General features: G+C 35.7%; 12 protein-coding genes, 16 tRNA genes, 2 rRNA genes and 1 pseudogene (1 of these 31 cut by a window edge). 2 read left to right on the top strand and 29 right to left on the bottom strand.

Annotation, left to right across the window (positions count from 1 at the left end):
* Positions 1–88: 88 nt before the first annotated feature.
* Complete coding sequence (opuD, locus tag ACUXVC_RS02830) at positions 89–1,639, top strand: glycine betaine transporter OpuD (RefSeq protein WP_064531949.1); 1,551 nt, start codon at positions 89–91, stop codon at positions 1,637–1,639.
* A gap of 223 nt (positions 1,640–1,862) precedes the next feature.
* Here opuD and ACUXVC_RS02825 read toward each other — a convergent pair whose 3' ends face one another.
* The 12 genes from ACUXVC_RS02825 to ACUXVC_RS02770 form a co-directional block, all read right to left on the bottom strand.
* Positions 1,863–4,799, bottom strand: a complete 2,937-nt coding sequence (locus tag ACUXVC_RS02825; protein ID WP_375853515.1) for a leucine-rich repeat domain-containing protein — start codon at positions 4,797–4,799, stop codon at positions 1,863–1,865.
* A 128-nt stretch (positions 4,800–4,927) separates the two neighbouring features.
* Positions 4,928–6,103 carry a sporulation protein YhbH gene (gene yhbH / locus ACUXVC_RS02820; RefSeq protein ID WP_000503516.1) on the bottom strand — a complete coding sequence of 392 codons (1,176 nt, stop codon included), beginning with the start codon at positions 6,101–6,103 and terminating at the stop codon, positions 4,928–4,930.
* A gap of 452 nt (positions 6,104–6,555) precedes the next feature.
* Positions 6,556–8,451: a PrkA family serine protein kinase gene (locus tag ACUXVC_RS02815; protein ID WP_000353273.1), complete on the bottom strand. Its 1,896-nt coding sequence runs from the start codon at positions 8,449–8,451 to the stop codon at positions 6,556–6,558.
* A gap of 391 nt (positions 8,452–8,842) precedes the next feature.
* The gene (locus tag ACUXVC_RS02810; RefSeq protein ID WP_065481947.1) at positions 8,843–10,912 is read right to left on the bottom strand and encodes a sensor domain-containing protein; all 2,070 of its coding nucleotides are present in this window, start codon (positions 10,910–10,912) and stop codon (positions 8,843–8,845) included.
* 126 nt (positions 10,913–11,038) lie between these two features.
* Positions 11,039–11,527, bottom strand: coding sequence for a tRNA (uridine(34)/cytosine(34)/5-carboxymethylaminomethyluridine(34)-2'-O)-methyltransferase TrmL (trmL, locus tag ACUXVC_RS02805; RefSeq protein WP_000538147.1), 489 nt, complete (start codon positions 11,525–11,527; stop codon positions 11,039–11,041).
* Between the two features lie 58 nt (positions 11,528–11,585).
* Positions 11,586–12,473: an amidase domain-containing protein gene (locus tag ACUXVC_RS02800; RefSeq protein ID WP_144465805.1), complete on the bottom strand. Its 888-nt coding sequence runs from the start codon at positions 12,471–12,473 to the stop codon at positions 11,586–11,588.
* Positions 12,474–12,517: 44 nt separating this feature from the next.
* The gene (gene queG, locus ACUXVC_RS02795; RefSeq protein WP_095691448.1) at positions 12,518–13,660 is read right to left on the bottom strand and encodes a tRNA epoxyqueuosine(34) reductase QueG; all 1,143 of its coding nucleotides are present in this window, start codon (positions 13,658–13,660) and stop codon (positions 12,518–12,520) included.
* Between the two features lie 202 nt (positions 13,661–13,862).
* Positions 13,863–13,936, bottom strand: a tRNA-Gly gene (locus ACUXVC_RS02790).
* Between the two features lie 115 nt (positions 13,937–14,051).
* Positions 14,052–14,702 carry a DsbA family protein gene (locus ACUXVC_RS02785; RefSeq protein WP_000841308.1) on the bottom strand — a complete coding sequence of 217 codons (651 nt, stop codon included), beginning with the start codon at positions 14,700–14,702 and terminating at the stop codon, positions 14,052–14,054.
* A gap of 187 nt (positions 14,703–14,889) precedes the next feature.
* Entirely contained in the window at positions 14,890–15,666 is a 777-nt protein-coding gene (locus ACUXVC_RS02780; protein WP_000664716.1) for a transglycosylase domain-containing protein, read from the bottom strand.
* A 483-nt stretch (positions 15,667–16,149) separates the two neighbouring features.
* Positions 16,150–16,611 carry an NUDIX hydrolase gene (locus ACUXVC_RS02775; protein WP_000400463.1) on the bottom strand — a complete coding sequence of 154 codons (462 nt, stop codon included), beginning with the start codon at positions 16,609–16,611 and terminating at the stop codon, positions 16,150–16,152.
* Positions 16,612–16,759: 148 nt separating this feature from the next.
* A complete protein-coding gene (locus tag ACUXVC_RS02770; RefSeq protein ID WP_000532949.1) occupies positions 16,760–17,479 on the bottom strand; it encodes a YebC/PmpR family DNA-binding transcriptional regulator in 720 nt (239 codons plus the stop codon).
* A 352-nt stretch (positions 17,480–17,831) separates the two neighbouring features.
* Between ACUXVC_RS02770 and ACUXVC_RS02765 the strand changes: the two are divergent.
* A pseudogene (locus ACUXVC_RS02765) lies at positions 17,832–18,151 on the top strand (DUF3884 family protein).
* Between the two features lie 165 nt (positions 18,152–18,316).
* Here ACUXVC_RS02765 and ACUXVC_RS02760 read toward each other — a convergent pair.
* The 17 genes from ACUXVC_RS02760 to ACUXVC_RS02680 form a co-directional block, all read right to left on the bottom strand.
* Positions 18,317–18,398: transfer RNA gene (locus ACUXVC_RS02760), tRNA-Leu, on the bottom strand.
* Positions 18,399–18,408: 10 nt separating this feature from the next.
* Positions 18,409–18,479, bottom strand: a tRNA-Cys gene (locus tag ACUXVC_RS02755).
* Between the two features lie 14 nt (positions 18,480–18,493).
* A tRNA-Gly gene (locus ACUXVC_RS02750) sits at positions 18,494–18,568 on the bottom strand.
* Positions 18,569–18,573: 5 nt separating this feature from the next.
* Positions 18,574–18,648, bottom strand: a tRNA-Gln gene (locus ACUXVC_RS02745).
* A 63-nt stretch (positions 18,649–18,711) separates the two neighbouring features.
* Positions 18,712–18,787, bottom strand: a tRNA-His gene (locus ACUXVC_RS02740).
* Positions 18,788–18,806: 19 nt separating this feature from the next.
* Positions 18,807–18,880 (bottom strand) — tRNA-Trp (locus tag ACUXVC_RS02735).
* Between the two features lie 7 nt (positions 18,881–18,887).
* A tRNA-Tyr gene (locus tag ACUXVC_RS02730) sits at positions 18,888–18,971 on the bottom strand.
* 10 nt (positions 18,972–18,981) lie between these two features.
* A tRNA-Thr gene (locus ACUXVC_RS02725) sits at positions 18,982–19,057 on the bottom strand.
* Between the two features lie 18 nt (positions 19,058–19,075).
* Positions 19,076–19,151, bottom strand: a tRNA-Phe gene (locus tag ACUXVC_RS02720).
* A gap of 9 nt (positions 19,152–19,160) precedes the next feature.
* Positions 19,161–19,236, bottom strand: a tRNA-Asp gene (locus ACUXVC_RS02715).
* Between the two features lie 3 nt (positions 19,237–19,239).
* Positions 19,240–19,316: transfer RNA gene (locus tag ACUXVC_RS02710), tRNA-Met, on the bottom strand.
* 26 nt (positions 19,317–19,342) lie between these two features.
* A tRNA-Val gene (locus ACUXVC_RS02705) sits at positions 19,343–19,418 on the bottom strand.
* Between the two features lie 4 nt (positions 19,419–19,422).
* Positions 19,423–19,497 (bottom strand) — tRNA-Glu (locus ACUXVC_RS02700).
* Positions 19,498–19,514: 17 nt separating this feature from the next.
* Positions 19,515–19,606: transfer RNA gene (locus ACUXVC_RS02695), tRNA-Ser, on the bottom strand.
* Between the two features lie 2 nt (positions 19,607–19,608).
* Positions 19,609–19,683 (bottom strand) — tRNA-Asn (locus ACUXVC_RS02690).
* A gap of 8 nt (positions 19,684–19,691) precedes the next feature.
* Positions 19,692–19,807, bottom strand: a 5S ribosomal RNA gene (rrf, locus tag ACUXVC_RS02685).
* A 101-nt stretch (positions 19,808–19,908) separates the two neighbouring features.
* A 23S ribosomal RNA gene (locus ACUXVC_RS02680) occupies positions 19,909–21,292 on the bottom strand (it continues 1,538 nt past the right edge of the window).

Raw genomic sequence — 21,292 nt, 5'->3', positions numbered from 1 at the left:
GTTACATAAAGAGAATTTTTTGACAATTAAAAACTTAATTGTTATGATTATTATAATTGTTAACTTTATTAAATAAGGGTGGGATTCTATGATAAAAAAAGAAAACAGTGTATTTTATATCTCCTTCTTGCTAACAACATTATTCATTATATGGGGAATTACCCCAGCAAGTTGGATACAAGGCTACGATTTACAAAGTGTTACATCTTCTTTAAACTCATTTATCCTCAATAAATTTGGGTGGTTTTACTCTCTACTTATGACTACAATGATTATTTTGGCTGCTTATTTAGCATTTTCTAAGTACGGTTCTATTCGTCTTGGTAAAGATGGAGAAAAGCCAAAATATAATTATCCATCTTGGCTATCCATGTTGTTTGGGGCAGGAATGGGAATTGGACTCCTCTTTTATGGAATCGCTGAACCGATTTCACATTTTACAGATCCATTAACAGGAAAAGCAGGTACAGAAGAAAGCGCCAAACTCGCTATGCAATATTCATTTTTCCACTGGGGACTCTTTCCGTGGTCACTATACGCAATGGTCGCTTTAACAATTGCATATTTCACATTCCGCAAACAAAAAGGTAGCACTATCGGGGCTACAGTTACTCCATTATTTAATCGATCGAAAAATTCCCGTATCGGAAAAACAGTTGATATTTTAGCTGTTTTAGCCACAGTGTTTGGCATTGTACCATCTGTTGGGATTGGTGCTCAACAAATTGCTGGAGGATTAAGCTATTTATTCCCTTCCATTCATAACACTTTACTTACCCAGCTCGTACTTATAGCTATCTTCGCTGTTTTATATTTAACAAGTGCACAAACTGGCTTAGATCGTGGGATTAAATATTTGAGTAACTTGAATTTCTCTCTTGCAGGTATTTTACTCATCTCTTTCTTACTTTTAGGGCCAACCGTATTTATTATGAAATATTTCACATCTACACTCGGTTCTTATATTGGAGCTTTGCCTAGTATGGGATTAAATTTAGGAGCATTTAATGAAAAATCTTCTTCTTGGATTGAAAACTGGACTATTTTCTATTGGGGATGGTGGATTTCTTGGTCTCCATTCGTCGGCACATTTATCGCACGTATTTCTAAAGGGCGTACAATAAAAGAATTTATTTTTGGAGTTGTATTAGTCCCAACTCTTATCTGTACATTTTGGTTTGCAGTATTTGGTGGTACCGCAATTCATATGGAAATGTTCCAATCGCTTGGAATAGCTGATGAAATTGCAAAAAATGGTACAGAGATTGGATTATTTGCTGTTATTTCACATCTACCATTCTCTACATTTTTAACGATTATCGGGTTAATTTTAGTAGCCACATTTTTCGTTACTTCTGCTGATTCAGCAACATTTGTTGTTTCCATGCAAACGAGTAACGGAAGCTTATCACCGAAAAATAGTTTAAAACTTATATGGGGATTAACAATCGCGATCATTGCAGCTCTTTTATTACAAGCTGGAGGATTAAATGCACTACAAATTGCAGCTATAATCGCAGCACTACCATTTTCTATCGTAGTCGTTCTTATGGTTACTTCGCTCTTTAAAGAGCTGCGAAAAGAAGATGTTAATTCGCAAACGAAAGAAGTATCTCAAAAAATAAAAAAAGTTATGTAACAATTGGCACCTCAAATTACTTCTGAATCCGTGATGACTGAGGAAAAAAGTAAATTAATAAAACCCATTCATATGAAATATTATTTTCATACGAATGGGTTTTTCACTCTATTTCTCATACAAAAAGACATCATCATATGCATGTTTCTAATGAAACTGCCATGATAATGTCTTCTCAAAAAAGTAAAAATTAATTACATATAATAATAAGATTAAACGTTATTTATTTCTTAAATAATCTCTTTCTAAATACGAACATACTTAGTGCGGAAAGAACAAGTGTTATTCCAGAAAGTAAAGTCGATGTGCTAGCTTCACCGCCTGTTGATGGTAAAGATTTCTTATCTTCCTCAGACTTATTAGCATGTTGTTTATTTAAAGTATCTGCTTTTCTTCCCTCTTTTTCAACAACTTGATTATTCCCTTTTGGCTCTTGATCCAATCCTGTTGCTGATTCTTTTACTTCTTCAACTTTTTTCGTTGGCTCTTTTACTTCCTCTTTCTCTTCTTTTACCGGTTCTTTTACTTCTTCTTTCGTTTCTTCAACTTCTTTTACCGGTTCTTTCACTTCTTCTTTTATTTCTTCAACTTCTTTTATTGGTTCTTTTACTTCTTCTTTTGTTTCTTCAACTTCTTTCGTTGGTTCTTTTACTTCTTCTTTTACCTCTTCAACTTCTTTTGTTGGCTCTTTTACTTCTTCTTTCGCTTCTTCAACTTCTTTTACCGGTTCTTTCACTTCTTCTTTTGTTTCTTCAACTTCTTTTACTGGCTCTTTCACTTCTTCTTTTGTTTCTTCAATTTCTTTTACCGGCTCTTTTTCTTCTTCTTTTTCCACTATATTCTGTATAACTGTTCCGTTAAACCTTATGCTAATTTCATCAGAATCTAAATCAAATTTATACACCTTTTCACCTGGGGTACTCCATTTTATTACTCCGTTATTAAACGTCCCTCCCTCACTTACCAATTGAATATTTTCAATACTTTCTCCTTCTAAATCATATACAGGAACTTGAATTTCTTCGTTTATTTTTGCATCATTTAAAATGATATTTTGTCTTCCAACATCAATTGTAAACCACTGACCTAATTGTATTAACGGCCTTACATCACGAATCTCATTTCCAGCTAAATTTAAGCTAAATAAGTTTAGCATGGAACCAATAACCGTTACATCTTTAATATGATTGTCCGCAAGATTTAACCACTGTAAATTTTCCAATGAAGATAGTGGTGTTATATCTTCAATTTGATTATGAGATACATTCACATTATTCAATTGTTTCAAGTTTGAGATAAACTCAATATTTTTCAGGCCTACTCCTTCTAAAGTGAGTTTTTCTAAGTTCGTCATGTATTCTAAACCTGTTATATCTTTTACCTCATTTCCTTTTTCTTTAAGTATCTCTAATTTTTTAATCTGTAATAAATCTTCTTTTGTGATAGGAGCGTTTACATTCTCTCTACCTAAATTCTCTTTATTAATATGTTGTTGTAAAGTTTTATCGAGAATTACATTTTCCTTTTGTTCATTATTCTCTTTTATTGTTTCCTTGATTTCGTCTAATCTTTCAACAACATTTTGAATTACTGTTCCATTAAACTTAATACGATTCTCTTCTGGATTTATATCCAACATAAATTCATATGTTTTTTCACCGGTAGTCCCCCATTTAACAGAACCATTATTAACGATCCCACCTTCACTCTTCAATTGAATAGTATCAAGTGGCTCTCCTTGTAAATTATAGATAGGTATTTTAACTTCCTTATCTTTTTCTACATCATCTAAAAAAATTTTTTGTCTTTGAATATCGATATACATTCTTTTTCCTAGTTCTTGAACTGGTCTAACATCACGAATTTCATTTGAACCTAGTTTTAAATCATATAAACGTGTTAATTGACTAAGTGGCGTTATATCTGAAATATAGTTTTCTTCTAGATTTAATTTCTGTAACCCTGACAATTTTGATAATGGCGTAAGATCTACTAATTCATTTTTGGAAAGCCCTAATTCAATTAATTTATTCATTCCATTAATATGTTCAACATTACTCAATCCATTATTGCTTATTTCAAATGTCTTTAAATTCTTTAATTGGTGAACTCCTTCAAGACCTGCATTACTAATTTGATTATTTGCTACAGTCAAAGTCCTTAAAGATTTCACTGTAAATAATGGTTTAATATCTTTTATATAATTACTATTTAAATCTAGCATTTTAATCTTCTTCATTTGGCTTAATGGGCTTAAATCTGAGATTTTATTGTTTCTCAAAGTTAAAAACTCAATATGCTCTAACTTAGCCAAAGGTCCAATATCTTCAAGTTCACCATAGGTTATACTTAATGATTTCAATTGTCTCAAGTCCGAGATAAATTTTATATTTTTTAACTTAACTTCTTCCAACGTTAAGTTTTCTAAGTTCGTCATATATTCTAGACCACTTACGTCTTTTATTCCTTTACTTTTAGCTTCAACGACTATTAAGGATTTAACTTTTAATAAATCTTCCTTAGTTATTGGATTATCTAGATTCTCTCTATTCAAGTTATATTTATTAATATGCCTTTGTAATTGCTTATCTACTATTACATTCGCAACTTGTTGATCCACTTTATCCTCTTTATTTTCCTTTTGTGCTTCTGGAACATCTTTATCTAAATTCAATGTATTTACTTCAAACTGTACTTGGTACTTATTATCATAGGCCATTGTTGGAATATAAATATGCATTCGCATATTATACCTTTTTCCTAATTCCCCTACTTCAAACTGAATCACTTTCGTTCCATTTTTCTTTTTATCTTCTGATATTACTTTCACATCATGAAACACACCTGGAGTATGAATATCCTCAGTTTTCAAGTATTGAAAGAAATCACTATCACTTAATGTTGCTGTTACAATTTTCTTTCCATTCTCAATTGTTAATTTCGGATCCTTTATATAAACAGCTGCCATAGACTCTTCATTGGTTTTATCTTTATACGCTTTAATAACAGCGTCATATGTACCATCTTCTAAACCTTGTCCAGTTTTATTCGCCTCAATTGCTACTGCCGCTAAAGCAGGTGTCGAATACACAGCAAACGGAAGTGATAACGCCGCCGCTATAATCATTGCATTTATACGTTTTCTTTTATTTTGTTTCAACTTTACATCTCCTCTGAAATATATAATTCGAAATGTAATCATTTCTCGAATAAATGATAATGATTTTCATTATCATTGTCAACTGAAAAAATAAAAAGTTTACAAAAAAAGAACCTCTTTAAAAGAGGTTATGCCATTTTCTCACCTGATTCTTCTCTAAAAAAGCTTTTCATCGCATGAAATACGTCTGCTTTTTGCTTTAAAATATAGTATCTAAAGTTTTCATCTTTAATATTTTTATAGGCTGACATGAGTGTACTGTGGCGATTGTATTGGTTCACTTCCCCATATCCAAACATATTACATTTCTTCATTAATTCTTCCACAAGCTTTACACATCTAGCATTATCTGATGTTAAATTATCACCATCTGAAAAATGGAATGGATAAATATTATAGCGGTCTGGTGAATATTTATTATCGATTAGCTCGAGTGCTTTTTTGTATACGGAGGAGCAGATTGTTCCACCACTTTCTCCTTTTGAAAAGAATTCTTCTTCTGTAACGACTTTCGCTTCTGTATGATGAGCAATAAATTCAATATCAACTGTTTCATACTTTGTGCGTAAAAATCTTGTCATCCAGAAAAAGAAGCTACGTGCCATATACTTCTCCCACATTCCCATCGATCCACTCGTATCCATCATCGCTAAGACAACAGCCTTTGAATCTGGCTTTAATACTTCATTCCAAGTACGGAACTTTAAATCTTCTTGATGAATTGGATGGAAAGATGCTTTACCACGCATCGCATTTCGTTTATATGCGGATATCATTGTTCGTTTCTTATCGATATTTCCCCATAATCCTGTTTTTCTAATGTCATTAAATTCAACATGTTCAATCCGGTTTTCATCTATTTCTTTTCTCTTTAAATTAGGCAGCTCTAACTCTCTGAAAAACGCTTGCTCTAATTCTAAAATAGAGACTTCAGCTTCATAGTAATCTTCCCCAGCTGCATCTCCTGCTCCTTGCCCTTTTCCTGGCCCTTTTTGTTTTTGACCACCTGATCCATCTCTCGCAACGACATCACCAACTTTGCTGTCACCGTTTCCTTGCCCTACATGTTTATTTTTATCATAATTGTATCTAATCTTATATTCATCTAGAGAACGAATTGGTATTTTTACAACATCCTTGCCATTAGACATAACTATACTTTCTTCTGTTACAAGATCGGGTAAATTATTCTTAATTGCCTCTTGTACTTTTTCTTGATGGCGCTGTTGGTCGTCATATCCTTTGCGATGGAGGGACCAGTTTTCCTGTGAAATCGTATAATTTGGTTGATTTTCTTCGCCCATTCCTTTCCCTCCTTACTGTAATTGTCTTCCTGTATGAACAGCAAGCTACAAATTTTGTTCTGTAATGTGCAAGCTAGAATATTTGAAAGGTAACTGCCCATAGAAAATCATCCCATAAACATTTATAACGTTTTTCATACAATACCCCGAGCATCCTAAACAAAATTTTGCCACTCACATAATAGAAAGAAATATTCAGCCACTGATAAGAAAGAAACACAATGCATTGTTGCACACATTTTTACTTTGCAACATATTGTATTGTGTTGGCTTTTTTCGTATGAATGGTTGGTTACTCTATCATATGCATATTGTAAAAATAATTGACAATAAATTCATGAAATTGCATCTTAATTTATTACATTTGGACAAGGTATGACACTTTACACACATATGAACGGATAATAAAACGCTGTCCCGCAAAATACAAGAGACAGCGTTTTGTTATCAAACTATCGGTTTAACAAGCTACCTACATAGCGTAGTAATTCATTTGCTGAAGAAGAATTATAGCCATGCTCATCAATTAAACGCGCAACAACATCATTGATTTTCTTAAGCTGATTTTCGTCCGGTGTTTTCGTTGATGTTGTAATTTTTACTATATCTTTTAAATCAGCAAATAGTTTTTTCTGAATCGCTTCACGAAGACGTTCATGTGAATTATAATCAAAGCGTTTTCCTTTACGGGCATAAGCAGAAATGCGAATTAAAATCTCTTCACGGAATGCTTTCTTAGCATTTTCTGAAATTCCAATTTGCTCTTCAATTGAGCGCATTAATTTTTCATCTGGACTCATTTCTTCCCCTGTTAACGGATCACGTAATTTCGATTTATTGCAGTACGCCTCGACGTTATCTAAGTAATTATCCATAAGCGTCTTAGCTGATTCTTCATATGAATAAACAAACGCTTTTTGTACTTCTTTCTTCGCGATTTCATCGTATTCTTTTCTCGCTAATGAGATGAAATTCATATAACGTTCACGGTCTTCATTACTAATCGATGGATGCTGATCCAGCCCATCTTTTAAAGATCTAAGTACATCTAACGCGTTAATAGATGGTACCTCTTTTCGAATGATTGTAGACGAAATTCGGTTAATGACATAACGAGGATCAATACCCTTCATACCTTCATCTTGATATTCGCGTTGTAATTCTTCTACATCAATCGCATTATAACCTTCTACCGTTTCTCCATCATACAAACGCATCTTTTTAATTAAATCAATATCCGGACGCTTCGGATCTTTTAAACGAGTTAAAATAGTGAACATTGCTGCAACGCGAAGTGTATGTGGTGCAATGTGAACATTCGACACATCACTTTCACGAATCATTTTTTCATAAATATGTTCTTCTTCACTTACTCGTAAATTATAAGGAACTGGCATTACAATAATTCTTGAGTGTAATGCTTCATTTTTCTTATTTGCTATAAATGAGCGATACTCTGTTTCATTCGTATGCGCTACAATTAATTCATCTGCTGAAATAAGCGCAAATCTTCCCGCTTTGAAATTCCCTTCTTGTGTAAGCGATAATAAGTGCCATAAAAACTTCTCATCGCATTTTAACATCTCTTGGAACTCCATCATTCCTCGGTTTGCCTTATTTAATTCTCCATCAAATCGATACGCACGCGGATCTGATTCTGAACCATATTCTGCAATCGTAGAAAAGTCCAGACTACCTGTTAAATCTGCAATATCCTGTGATTTTGGATCAGACGGGCTAAATGTACCAATCCCTGTACGGCGATCTTCAGAGAAGAAAATACGCTCTACAACTACATCCTCAATTCTTGATCCGTATTCTTGCTCTAAACGCATGACATTTAGTGGTGATAAATTCCCTTCAATTCTAACTCCATACTCATCAAAGAAATCATCTCGTAAATGATGTGGAATTAAATGCAGTGGATCCTCATGCATTGGGCATCCTTTAATTGCAAAAATTGCTCCGCGATCTGTTCTTGAATATGTTTCTAATCCTCGTTTCAACATCGTAACTAACGTTGATTTCCCTCCACTAACAGGACCCATTAATAATAAAATTCTTTTTCTAACATCTAATCGTTTTGCAGATGGATGAAAATATTCCTCTACAAGACGTTCTAGAGCATCCTCTAATCCAAAGAGCTGATTACTAAAGAAGTTATACTTTCTTCTACCATCAACTTCTTCAATTCCGGCATCTTTTATCATATTGTAAATGCGAGAGTGTGCTGTTTGAGCCACCCATGGTCTTTCTTTCACAAGCTCCAAATACTCCGCAAACGTACCTTCCCATTGTAAACGTTCTTCTGCTGCTCGATGCTGTTCAATCTTTTTTAGAATATCCATTATAGCTCCTCCCCCATCTCCTTGTTCAATCGGATTATTATAAAAGGTATGCTAGGATGTCCTTAAACATTCTTTAAATCAAAACGAAATATATAATAGCACGCTAAAATTCTCTCCAAAATTCAAAGAAAATTCTGTATAATATAGGTATTAACGTTTTTACACTGCTATTCATTATAAATAAATTCTTTTCTTCTAAGAACCTTACATACATTTTGGGTAATAAATAAAACTCGTGAACCGAAAAAAGTAAGGAGGATATTAGTATGAAATTATTATTAATTTTAGGTGTATCACTCACATTTCTTACAGCTATTTTTACATCCGGTTACAATGACAAACCAGGTACACATAAAAAATGATGTGCTTTTAGCACATCATTTTTTATGCATTATTTATAATACATATTTTCCATATCATATTTGGATAGTGGTCGGCTATAATAATAACCTTGTACAAGCTTCACATTCTTTTCTTTCAAAAACTGTATTTGCTCCTTTTTTTCTACTCCCTCTGCAATTACATTCAATTCTAAAGTATGAGCTAAATGAATAATTGCAGCTGTAATATTCGTATCACGTTCATCTATATGTATACCTTCCATAAAAGAACGATCAATTTTTAAAGTATCAATTGGATATGTTTTTAAGTAACTTAAAGATGAATAGCCTGTTCCAAAATCATCTAAATGAATCTTTAAATTTTGTTCTTTTAATTGTAGTAACACTCTCTTCGATATATCTTTATGTATAAGAGCTCCTTCTGTAACCTCTATCGCTAATAAATGAGCTGGTACATTGTACTTATTTAAAGCCCGTGTAATCATCTCTATTAATGTAATAGAGCGAAAGTGTCTAGCTGAAATATTAACTGCGATTGGGACCACTTCATATCCTTTATTTAACCATTCGCGCAGTTGCTGACACACTTGATTTACTACCCATTCATCGAGCTTAATAATAAATCCTGTTCTTTCTGCCAACGGAATAAATTGGTTTGGAGAAACAAATCCTAATTCCTTATTCTCCCACCTTATTAAAGCTTCCATACTAGCTATTTTTTTCGTCTCAATATTAATTTGTGGCTGATAATATAAGAAAAATTCATTTTTTTCTATAGCACGATGTAACTGGTTTTCTATTATAAACCTTTGTTCACGCTCACAGTCTAATCCACTACAATAAAAATGATAATGTCCTTTTCCTTTTTCTTTTGCTTTTTCTAAAGCAGCATCGACCCTCTGAAATAGTATTTTTTCATCTTCTCCATCTGCTGGAGCCATTACAATTCCAATTGACGCACTTAAATATACATCTTCTTCTTCGATTACAAAATATTCACTAATATTTTTCAGTATGCTTTTTGCAACTTCCTCTACACATTCTTTCGTTATATTTTCTATTAACATAACAAATTGATCATCGTGTTCTCTAAATAAGTGCATACCTTCTATTTTTAGATTGCTTAAACATTCTGTAACTTTTTGTAATACTTTATCTCCCTCTTTATGACCAAATGTATCATTAATACGATGAAACTCATCTAAATCTATAAATACAAGCGCAAAATTTATACTCTCATTTAAAAAAGTATTTAACTTATTTGCACATGAAATTCTATTCATTAATCCCGTTAACTGGTCATAGTAAGCTAAATATTCTGTTCGCATTTCGTTTAATACTTGCCTTGTAACATCTCTCGTAACAATATACACTCCAACAATTTCACCGTTCACAATAATCGGGATAGTTCTCAAAGAAATATATAGCTCGTACCCTTCTTTATGAACATATTTCTTTGAAACAATTTGTTTTGCTTTTCCTTGCATCGATCCCTTAAATATAATTTGAAAATCTTTTTCATATTCTTTATTAATAAATTCAAAAATAAATTTATTATTTAATTCCTCATACCGGTATCCAAATATTTCATACGTTGCCGGGTTTGCATATGTAACTCTCCCTATAGAATCTATAGATATAATTGAGTCATTATTATATTCCAGTAACGACTTAAATAACATTTGTTTTTCCTCTATCTCTGTCTTCTCCTCAATTTGAGCTGTAATATCTCTTGTAATACAAATAACAAATTGACATATTCCTTCTTCATCGCAGACAGGATTAAGTGAAGATTCATAATGTATCTCACCTTTTGGTAATTTGACTACATCACAAAAAGTGTGTGCTTTTGCTTCTCTCACTACTTTTTCATATTGCCTTTGCAATATCCCCGCTATATCTTTTGGTAATACTTCTGCAAAAGTTTTTCCATAGCACTCTTCGCTTAACCTAGCATAATCCATTCCTATTTTATTCACATACATATATTTAAACGTTTCATCATCAATAACTTTCAATATAAATACTAAATCTTGAATAGCATGTAATAACCCTTGTCTAATTAAATCCATATCTATCATACTTAAAAAGGTATTTTGATTACTATATTCTTCCTTCATATTTATCTCAACCCGTCTTATCTATTTTTAATCATATATCCCATTCTATATGATTATGTCCTCTCTTTTAAATGTATGATTACATATTATTTTATTTTATAAAAAAAAGTCGCCATATGGCGACTTTTAATAAACGATTTCTAAATCTAATCCAGGGTAATTTTGTTGACGGAATGCTTCATAAATTAAAATTGCTGCTGTATTAGATAAATTTAATGAACGTACTTTATCTGTCATTGGAATACGTAAACAATGATCAAAGTTTTCTTCGATTACATTAGCTGGTAAGCCGTTTGTTTCTCTTCCAAATACAAAATAGTAATCCTTCTCGCGCTTGCTATAGTCAAACGCTGTATGAGCTTTCTCGCCATACTTCGTTAAATAGAAGAATTCACCATCTTTATTTTTTTCATAAAATTCTTCAATTGAATCATAATACGTAATTTTCACGTGCTGCCAATAATCTAATCCGGCACGCTTTAACATTTTATCATCCGTTGAAAATCCAAGCGGTCTAATCAAATGTAATTCTGTTCCAGTTGCTGCACAAGTACGAGCAATATTTCCTGTATTTGCTGGAATTTCTGGCTGATATAAAACAACATGTACTCCCACGCGATATTCACCTCTGTTTTTTGTCTACTACGTATTATACCACTTGAGCGAAAAATCTCTACCCATTAATAATATGAAAGAATTTATATTTCATTTGTGGTGTATATTTACTAGAGTCTTCATAGTTCCAATAACGTCGACGGCTATTCGCTGAATGTGCATTTACAAGCGGCATACCATCTGCATCTTTTGCTACTACAATCGTCGTATGATTCCATCTTCCGTCATCCTCGAAATCATAAGCAATAACATCTCCAAGAATAAGTTCTTCTGGCCTCTCTACCGCCTCTGCTCGAAGTCCTGTTGTAGCACCTGACAAATACCAATAAAAAGAATGTGCAACAGCCCAGCTCCAACTCCACTGATTCTCCCTTTGCCACCATCCTTTACGAATATTAGGATATCCGTTCATAGGTACTTCTCCAGTATGAAGACATTGAGAAATGAAATTCGTACAATTATCAGGGAAATTACGATACATAGGATTTCGGTCATCCCACCAACGCTCTGCATATTTCACTGCCTCTAAACGATTATATTGATAAGAACCGTACTTCTCTTTCGTAATTTCCCTTTCTAATGTCTCACCCATTCTAATTTCTTCTGACACTTCAATATCATAATCGCTTATAATCCGACTATTATTTAAACAAACTCTTCGTTTTAATTGTTCCTCTTCAATATAAAATAATTCTTTATGCTTAATTAAATATTTAAAATGTATTTGATAATCAATTTCTTGATGGTCATTACTATTTAATTGCCTAATGAAAGAAACATCCGCAGTTGCTTTCACTATATGTGCACTACGCCTTTGAAACAATTGTTTCTTTCTCTGTGCCATTTGTGGTAAATCCTCAGCAATACCATCCATGTCTGTTCGTTTCTCTGTGATATATGCTAAAAACTGTTGTACTTGCTTTTCAATATTCATTTTTACAGCCATTTCGTTTCCCTCCCATATTACAATATGAAAAAGGGAAATATTATCTACTCTTTTTTCTGTGCTAACAATTCAAGCCCGCGATTCATTTCATGAAGTACTTCTTCATCTTTCTCACGTTCCATCGCTTTCTCAATCGCTTCGCCTACTCCATCTCCCCCAATTTTCCCAAGTGCCCATGCTGCCGTTCCGCGCAATACCGGTCTTGGGTCATCTTTCATAACACCAATTAAATCAGGAATTGCCGATGCTTCTTTAAAATGTGCTAATGCTAAAATCGCATTTCTTTGCAGTGGCTTTTTCCCTCTCCATGACCCTGACATAATCCCATATTTCTCTTTAAAATCACGATTACTAATTGTTAAAAGTGGCGTTAATAATGGTTTAACTAGCTCAGGATCCGGCTCCATCTCAGGATGATTATGAAAATCCATTCCTTTGTTTTTCGGGCAAACAGTCTGACACGTATCACATCCATATATACGATTTCCTATTTTATCGCGATATTCTTCAGGTAGGAATCCTTTCGTCTGTGTTAAAAACGCAATACACTTCTTCGAATCTAACTGTCCCCCCTGTATTAAAGCACCTGTAGGACAAATATCGATACATTTCGTACAATCCCCGCATTGATCTTCTATCGGCTTATCTGGCGGGAATGGAACATTTGTAATCATTTCCCCTAAGTATACGTACGAACCGAATTCAGGTGTAATAATAGCACAGTTTTTCCCACTCCAGCCAATGCCTGCACGCTCTGATACAGCTCGATCACTTAATTCACCTGTATCAACCATGGACTTCACTTCTATATCTGGAAGTTTTTCAATTAAATATGCTTCTAATTTTTGCAAACGATCTCGTAAAACAAGATGATAATCTTGTCCCCAAGAAGCACGGCAAAAAATTCCACGGCGTTCTCCACGCTTACTTAATGGTGCATTTTTTAATTTTGAAGGATATGCTAAAGCAATCGCAATAATTGATTTAGCACCCGGTAATAAAAGTTGCGGATTCGTTCTCTTCTCTATATCAGGCTCTTCAAATCCAGATTGATAATTTAATTGTTGTTGCTGGATTAAGCGCTGCTTTAATTCCTCAAAAGGAGAAGCACTCGCAAAGCCTATTTTATCTATGCCAATTGTTTTACTATACGCAATTACATCTTGCTTTAATTGTTCAAAATCCACTCTTAATCGCCTCCTCAGATGAATCCATCATCCCTTATGTAACGACTTTATTGGTTAGTAATTCACTTTGGGAATACTATTATTTACTTCTATTTTCGCATGTAATTATATTTTTCAAACATTAAAAAACGCAATGCCTCGTTTATCTCGGAAACGAAACACTGCGTTGATCACAATTTATAGAAAAACATTTAATAAAATTTGGAGCGGGTGAAGAGAATCGAACTCTCGACCAGAGCTTGGAAGGCTCTTGTTTTACCACTAAACTACACCCGCAAATATGAATTACATATAAGATATTAGAATAACTTATGTAAAGTAGTATAGCATGTTAAAAAAATAGAGGCAAGAATTTTATCGAAAAAAGTCGAAAAAGTGATGAGAGACCTCATCACTTTTTCAATTCTTTATCAATGGCCTTCTTCATACTATCGAAATCAGGGTTTGCAAGATTTCCGTTTACATATACTGAAGGAGCACCTTGAACTTTTAATTTTTGAGCACGATCTGAATCTTTACGTACTTTTTCTGTAATTTCTTTACTGTGTAAATCTTTCTTAAATTGCTCTACATCAACTTTTGGAAGTTTCTCTTTCACAATGCTAAGAAGCAAATCTTCTGTAATCCATTCTTCCGTATCTTTCTTTTGATTTTGATAAATCTCATCATAGAAAATCCAGAATGAATCTTTATCTTGTTTATAAATTGCTTCACCAGCTGCTGCACCTAAATCCGAGTCTTTTCCGATAAATGGGAAGTTAATAAAATATAACTGCACTTTGCCTTTATCAATATACTCTTCTTTTAATCGAGGTAATACTGTTACATCCCAAGTACGACAAGCAGGACATTTAAAGTCTCCAAATTCAACTACCTTAACTGGAGCATCATCTTTCCCTAAAGATTGTTGCGTAGAATAAGCAAACATCTCATTCCCTTTATCTTTTTTGTCATTTATGATGCTATACGCAATTGTTCCAATTACAATCAATACTGCGATAGAAAAAACTATACCAAGAGCCATGAGTTTATTTGATTTCATATACATTCCTCTTTAATTTCATATTCTGTATACAGCATTGTACACAATACACATAATATCAACACTTATATACGTCACGCAATGAACACGCTCACATAAATTACAAAAACACAATAATTGTGACGATATTGTGTCACAATTTGTCACAATTTATTCAAAAAAAGAAGCTCCTCTTTAGGAACTTCTCTTAACTTACTGCTTTTTTACGCGCACTATTTAACATCGACTGCTCTATTTTTATATCATGACGAATTACTAATTTCTCACTAACTGCTTGAACATACTCATCATGGCTTATATAGCCTTCTTTCTCCATTAGTCTCAAAACGACATTTCGTCTCTCTACTGCTTTATCATAATTTTGGGCAGGTGAGTAATAAGCAGGTGCTTTTACTACAGCAGCCATCATTGCACTTTCAGCCAACGTTAATTGGTTCACCTTTTTACCGAAGTAAAGGTTTGCTGCTTTTTCAATTCCCCATGCTCCTTCACCATAATAAATGTTACTTACATATAATTTTAAAATTTCATCCTTCGTAAATGTGCGTTCAATTTTTTTCGTATAAAAAATCTCTTTCCACTTACGAGAAAATGTACGCTCATTCGTTAAAAAAGCATTTTTAGATAGCTGCTGTGTAATCGTGCTTCCTCCTTGCACGACACCACCAGCCTTTATATTCTCAACAGAGGCCCTAATAATTGCTATATAATCTAAACCGTTATGATGATAAAATCTTTTATCTTCTGTCGCAATAAATGCATGTGTTAATGATTCTGGCACCTCTAAATTAGCCGGTACATGTAATTTACTAATGTCACTTTTCTCAATCATTACATTTCCAATGAATAATAACGTACAACTTAACAATAATAATAATATAATGGCTTTATAAAAAAGTTTAGTCATTGGATTTAATGCAACTTTTTGATGATAGTTCACCCTAGATAATACTCGTTCTTTCATCTTGAACACCTCTTTTCCACACAGCATATAACTCTTACTTTAAGAATACATTGTTGTAAAAAAATATCCCATCGATTTCTCTTACACGTACCTTACATCATTGTAAGGTATAAAGTGAAACTTTAATCAGCCCTCACCAATCACGTTCCCGGCAAATAGCGGGGTAAAAAAGTATTGTATCACAGACCTTTTTTATCTACTATTCATCTGAAATATTGAATATAGATTATATTCAATCACGAATAACCAATAACAGAGTAAGCCTTAAGGCTATTATATTTTCACTTTACACTTTAATTATATCATCTACAAATATATATACTTTTGACTATCTAGTAATCTTAATGTATATAACATATATATTATAAAGAACAAACGTTCTATAAATCAATACTAACACTATTATTATTTTTACCTTTTTCTTAAACAGTATACAAAAAAGAGTAGTGATTTGAATGTATCTCAAATCAGCTACTCTTTTCTTTACAATCTTCCTATTAAATTATATGGCTGTACTTCCCACGTTTCATATGGAATACAATGTGTTGCTCTCATCGCATCAAGCGTTCTGGATTTCATATGAGGACGCGTTATATACTCATCTATGTTCTCTTCATTTAAATCAACAAATTTAGCCTCTTGTATTTCTTCAGGTTGAATTTTTATTTCGCCACTCACATATGCTACTTTAAAAACAACAGCTAGAATATGCATAGAGGCATTATAATAAACCCCTGTAATTCCGATGGGCTTCACCGTTAAGCCTGTTTCCTCTTTTATTTCCCTACAGACAGCTTGATCAAGTGCTTCTCCTTCTTCTACCTGTCCTCCTGGCATTTCCCACGTATCAGCTCGCCAGTGTACCTTTGTTAATAACACTTCATTTTTCTCATTTGTTAAATAACCCGCTACGGCAACTATATGCTTTGGTGTCTTATGTTCCATACTAAGCCTCCTAGAAATAATGGTTATTTCATATATCCCTATAAGCATATTCCCTATCTACACCAAAATACCTTTAATAATTCATCACCTTAATTAACTTCATAAAAAAAAGCCCCTATTCGTTAAACGAACAGGGGCTTTCATCGTATTACTCTCCTAAGTCTACGTTGTGGTAAACTTGTTGTACATCTTCTAAATCTTCTAATGCATCAACCATTTTCTCAAATTGTACTTGAGCATCTTCAGGAAGTGTAACATCACTTTGTGCAAGCATTGTTAATTCTGCAACTGTAAATTCTTCAACACCAGCACCTTTAAGTGCAGATTGTACTGAATGGAATTGATCTGGTTCAGCATACACGATAACAGCATCTTCTTCTTCTAGAATGTCACGTGCATCTACATCTGCTTCCATTAAAATTTCAAGAACTTCATCTGATGTTTTACCTTCAAGGCCGATAACAGCTGTCGCATCAAACATGTAAGCTACAGAACCGTTTACACCCATGTTACCACTGTTTTTGCTAAATGCAGCTCGTACATCTGCTGCAGTACGGTTTACGTTATTTGTAAGTGTATCTACAATAACCATAGCTCCATTTGGTCCAAATCCTTCATAACGAAGCTCGTCATAATTTTCCTCTGAACCGCCTTTTGCTTTTTCAACTGCACGATCAATAATTGTTCTTGGTACATTGTATGTTTTCGCACGTTCTAATACGACTCTAAGCGCTTGGTTTGATTCTGGATCTGGCTCGCCTTGTTTTGCTGCCACATAAATTTCACGTCCAAATTTCGCGTATATACGGCTTGTATTTGCATCTTTTGATGCTTTTTTGTCTTTAATATTGTTCCATTTACGGCCCATACTTTCCACTCTCTTTCTCGTTTTAAATCTACATAAAAATATTAATATGAAATATAATGTGTGTTCAACACATTTTTAAAAGAAATATAAAAAGTTCATTTTTGATTCATATTACAGACATAATATAAATCACTATCATTTTGTTCTTTCGACAAGTTATATTATACATGAATTCCTAAGTTTATTACGAATTTTAGCATCACATAATATAATTTAACAAAAAAGACTCTAACATTTCTGTTAGAGTCTTTTTATATTGCTAATACCTATTTCCATAATATTCCTATAATTACTTTCTATTGTTGTATAATAAAAATAGGAAAAAATTTGAAGAAAAGATGAAGGGAGAATTATGACACATTCAAATGAAAAAAATCACATGCTTTTAAAGGAATAGGAGAAAAGTTAAACCCAACTATCTATCAAGTAAGATTCATGAAATGAGATGAACCAATCCAATTTGAGGCGTTTCCTGAATTGAAGGAATTAGGGAACTGGTTAAGTACTTCAACGCAAATGTGGGCGTGCCACTCAACAATGTATAAGTACAACAGAGAAGAGTTTAAAAAGAAGTTTTTAGAAATTACAAACTTAACCGTTGATAATGTACTAATATCTACTGGTGGTGTCGGATTTAACTTCATGTCACCAGGGTGGAGAAATTCTCTCTAAATACCGCAATTAAAAGGATAAAATTGAATGTTTGTTTTTATCCTTTTAATGTTTCACAGTTTACTCACCGTACACTTTTTGTGCTTATTTTGTCATGTAATGAAAAGAAAAGAAAACAAAAAAACTCTATACTAATTGTATAGAGTTTTTTTACGACGTTCATGATACCGATGGTCGGGGTCGAACCGACACTCCCGAAGGAACACGATTTTGAGTCGTGCGCGTCTGCCAATTCCGCCACATCGGCACAAAAGAAAAGGCGGCAACCGGATTTGAACCGGTGATAAAGGTTTTGCAGACCTCTGCCTTACCACTTGGCTATGCCGCCATATTAAATTTTATTGGAGCGGAAGACGGGATTCGAACCCGCGACCCCAACCTTGGCAAGGTTGTATTCTACCACTGAACTACTTCCGCAAAAATGGCTGGGCTAGCTGGATTCGAACCAGCGCATGACGGAGTCAAAGTCCGTTGCCTTACCGCTTGGCTATAGCCCATCGAATTCTTACTTAATTATATGTAAGTATCAATTAAATTATTTGTAATTTTTAAAATAAAAATGGGGCGACTGATGGGAATCGAACCCACGAATGCCGGAGCCACAATCCGGTGCGTTAACCACTTCGCCACAACCGCCATGTTGTGTAAATATATTTGGCAGGGGCAGTAGGAATCGAACCCACACTGGAGGTTTTGGAGACCTCAGTTCTACCTTTAAACTATGCCCCTATGTAAATGGTGGAGGGGGGCAGATTCGAACTGCCGAACCCGAAGGAGCGGATTTACAGTCCGCCGCGTTTAGCCACTTCGCTACCCCTCCGAAACTTACATGGTGCCGGCTAGAGGACTTGAACCCCCAACCTACTGATTACAAGTCAGTTGCTCTACCAATTGAGCTAAGCCGGCGTATTTTATTGAAATAAATGGTGGCTCGGGACGGAATCGAACCGCCGACACGAGGATTTTCAGTCCTCTGCTCTACCGACTGAGCTACCGAGCCTTATTAAAATGGCGGTCCCGACCGGGGTCGAACCGGCGATCTCCTGCGTGACAGGCAGGCATGTTAACCACTACACCACGGGACCATTTGGTTGCGGGGACAGGATTTGAACCTGCGACCTTCGGGTTATGAGCCCGACGAGCTACCGTGCTGCTCCACCCCGCGATAATACTATTCATATAAAATTTATATGGTGGAGGATGACGGGATCGAACCGCCGACCCCCTGCTTGTAAGGCAGGTGCTCTCCCAGCTGAGCTAATCCTCCAAAGTGGTGACCCGTACGGGATTCGAACCCGTGTTACCGCCGTGAAAGGGCGGTGTCTTAACCACTTGACCAACGGGCCAAATATTATAAATCCTATGGCGGAGAGCAAGGGATTCGAACCCTTGATACGCTTGTGACGTATACACGATTTCCAATCGTGCTCCTTCGGCCAACTCGGACAGCTCTCCAATGGCTCCGCAGGTAGGAATCGAACCTACGACCGATCGGTTAACAGCCGATAGCTCTACCGCTGAGCTACTGCGGAATAATATTGCCTGGCAACGTCCTACTCTCACAGGGACAAGGTCCCAACTACCATCGGCGCTAGAGAGCTTAACTTCCGTGTTCGGTATGGGAACGGGTGTGACCTCTCTGCCATCATTACCAGACATTATTCTTTTGAGACAATCATTATTATAACTTATTTACTTTAAAAGTCAACAAGTTTTTTATATTCTCTCAAAACTAGATAACATTTGCTACATATTATATGGTTAAGTCCTCGATCTATTAGTATTCGTCAGCTCCACATGTCACCATGCTTCCACCTCGAACCTATCAACCTGATCATCTTTCAGGGATCTTACTAGCTTACGCTATGGGAAATCTCATCTTGAGGGGGGCTTCATGCTTAGATGCTTTCAGCACTTATCCCTTCCGCACATAGCTACCCAGCTATGCCCTTGGCAGAACAACTGGTACACCAGCGGTGCGTCCATCCCGGTCCTCTCGTACTAAGGACAGCTCCTCTCAAATTTCCTACGCCCACGACGGATAGGGACCGAACTGTCTCACGACGTTCTGAACCCAGCTCGCGTACCGCTTTAATGGGCGAACAGCCCAACCCTTGGGACCGACTACAGCCCCAGGATGCGATGAGCCGACATCGAGGTGCCAAACCTCCCCGTCGATGTGGACTCTTGGGGGAGATAAGCCTGTTATCCCCGGGGTAGCTTTTATCCGTTGAGCGATGGCCCTTCCATGCGGAACCACCGGATCACTAAGCCCGACTTTCGTCCCTGCTCGACTTGTAGGTCTCGCAGTCAAGCTCCCTTATGCCTTTGCACTCTACGAATGATTTCCAACCATTCTGAGGGAACCTTTGGGCGCCTCCGTTACACTTTAGGAGGCGACCGCCCCAGTCAAACTGCCCACCTGACACTGTCTCCCGGGTCGATAAGACCCGTAGGTTAGAATTTCAATACAGTCAGGGCGGTATCCCACCAGCGCCTCCACCGAAGCTAGCGCTCCGGTTTCAATGGCTCCCGCCTATCCTGTACAAACTGTACCAAAATTCAATATCAGGCTACAGTAAAGCTCCACGGGGTCTTTCCGTCCTGTCGCGGGTAACCTGCATCTTCACAGGTACTATAATTTCACCGAGTCTCTGGTTGAGACAGTGCCCAAATCGTTACACCTTTCGTGCGGGTCGGAACTTACCCGACAAGGAATTTCGCTACCTTAGGACCGTTATAGTTACGGCCGCCGTTTACTGGGGCTTCAGTTCAGAGCTTCGCTTACGCTAACCCCTCTCCTTAACCTTCCAGCACCGGGCAGGTGTCACCCCCTATACTTCGCCTTACGGCTTCGCAGAGAGCTGTGTTTTTGCTAAACAGTCGCTTGGGCCTATTCACTGCGGCTTTCCGTTAAGAAAGCACCCCTTCTCCCGAAGTTACGGGGTCATTTTGCCGAGTTCCTTAACCAGAGTTCTCTCGCACACCTTAGGATTCTCTCCTCGCCTACCTGTGTCGGTTTGCGGTACAGGCACCTTTTATCTCGCTAGAAGCTTTTCTTGGCAGCGGGGAATCAAAGACTTCGCTCCATAAGGAGCTTCCCCATCACAGCTCAGCCTTCACGATAAGCGGATTTGCCTA

This window comes from Bacillus sp. N6, assembly GCF_052805735.1.
The sequence above is the reverse complement of the archived record's forward strand: the minus strand, read 5'-3'. Positions and strand labels throughout refer to the sequence as shown.

Bases quoted from the DNA above. Each gene is read 5' to 3' on its own strand.
- opuD (WP_064531949.1), top strand. From the start codon at position 89: ATGATAAAAAAAGAAAACAGTGTATTTTATATCTCCTTCTTGCTAACA.
- yhbH (WP_000503516.1), bottom strand. From the start codon at position 6,103: ATGGGCGAAGAAAATCAACCAAATTATACGATTTCACAGGAAAACTGG.
- ACUXVC_RS02815 (WP_000353273.1), bottom strand. From the start codon at position 8,451: ATGGATATTCTAAAAAAGATTGAACAGCATCGAGCAGCAGAAGAACGT.
- ACUXVC_RS02810 (WP_065481947.1), bottom strand. From the start codon at position 10,912: ATGAAGGAAGAATATAGTAATCAAAATACCTTTTTAAGTATGATAGAT.
- ACUXVC_RS02800 (WP_144465805.1), bottom strand. From the start codon at position 12,473: ATGGCTGTAAAAATGAATATTGAAAAGCAAGTACAACAGTTTTTAGCA.
- ACUXVC_RS02785 (WP_000841308.1), bottom strand. From the start codon at position 14,702: ATGAAATCAAATAAACTCATGGCTCTTGGTATAGTTTTTTCTATCGCA.
- ACUXVC_RS02780 (WP_000664716.1), bottom strand. From the start codon at position 15,666: ATGAAAGAACGAGTATTATCTAGGGTGAACTATCATCAAAAAGTTGCA.
- ACUXVC_RS02775 (WP_000400463.1), bottom strand. From the start codon at position 16,611: ATGGAACATAAGACACCAAAGCATATAGTTGCCGTAGCGGGTTATTTA.
- ACUXVC_RS02770 (WP_000532949.1), bottom strand. From the start codon at position 17,479: ATGGGCCGTAAATGGAACAATATTAAAGACAAAAAAGCATCAAAAGAT.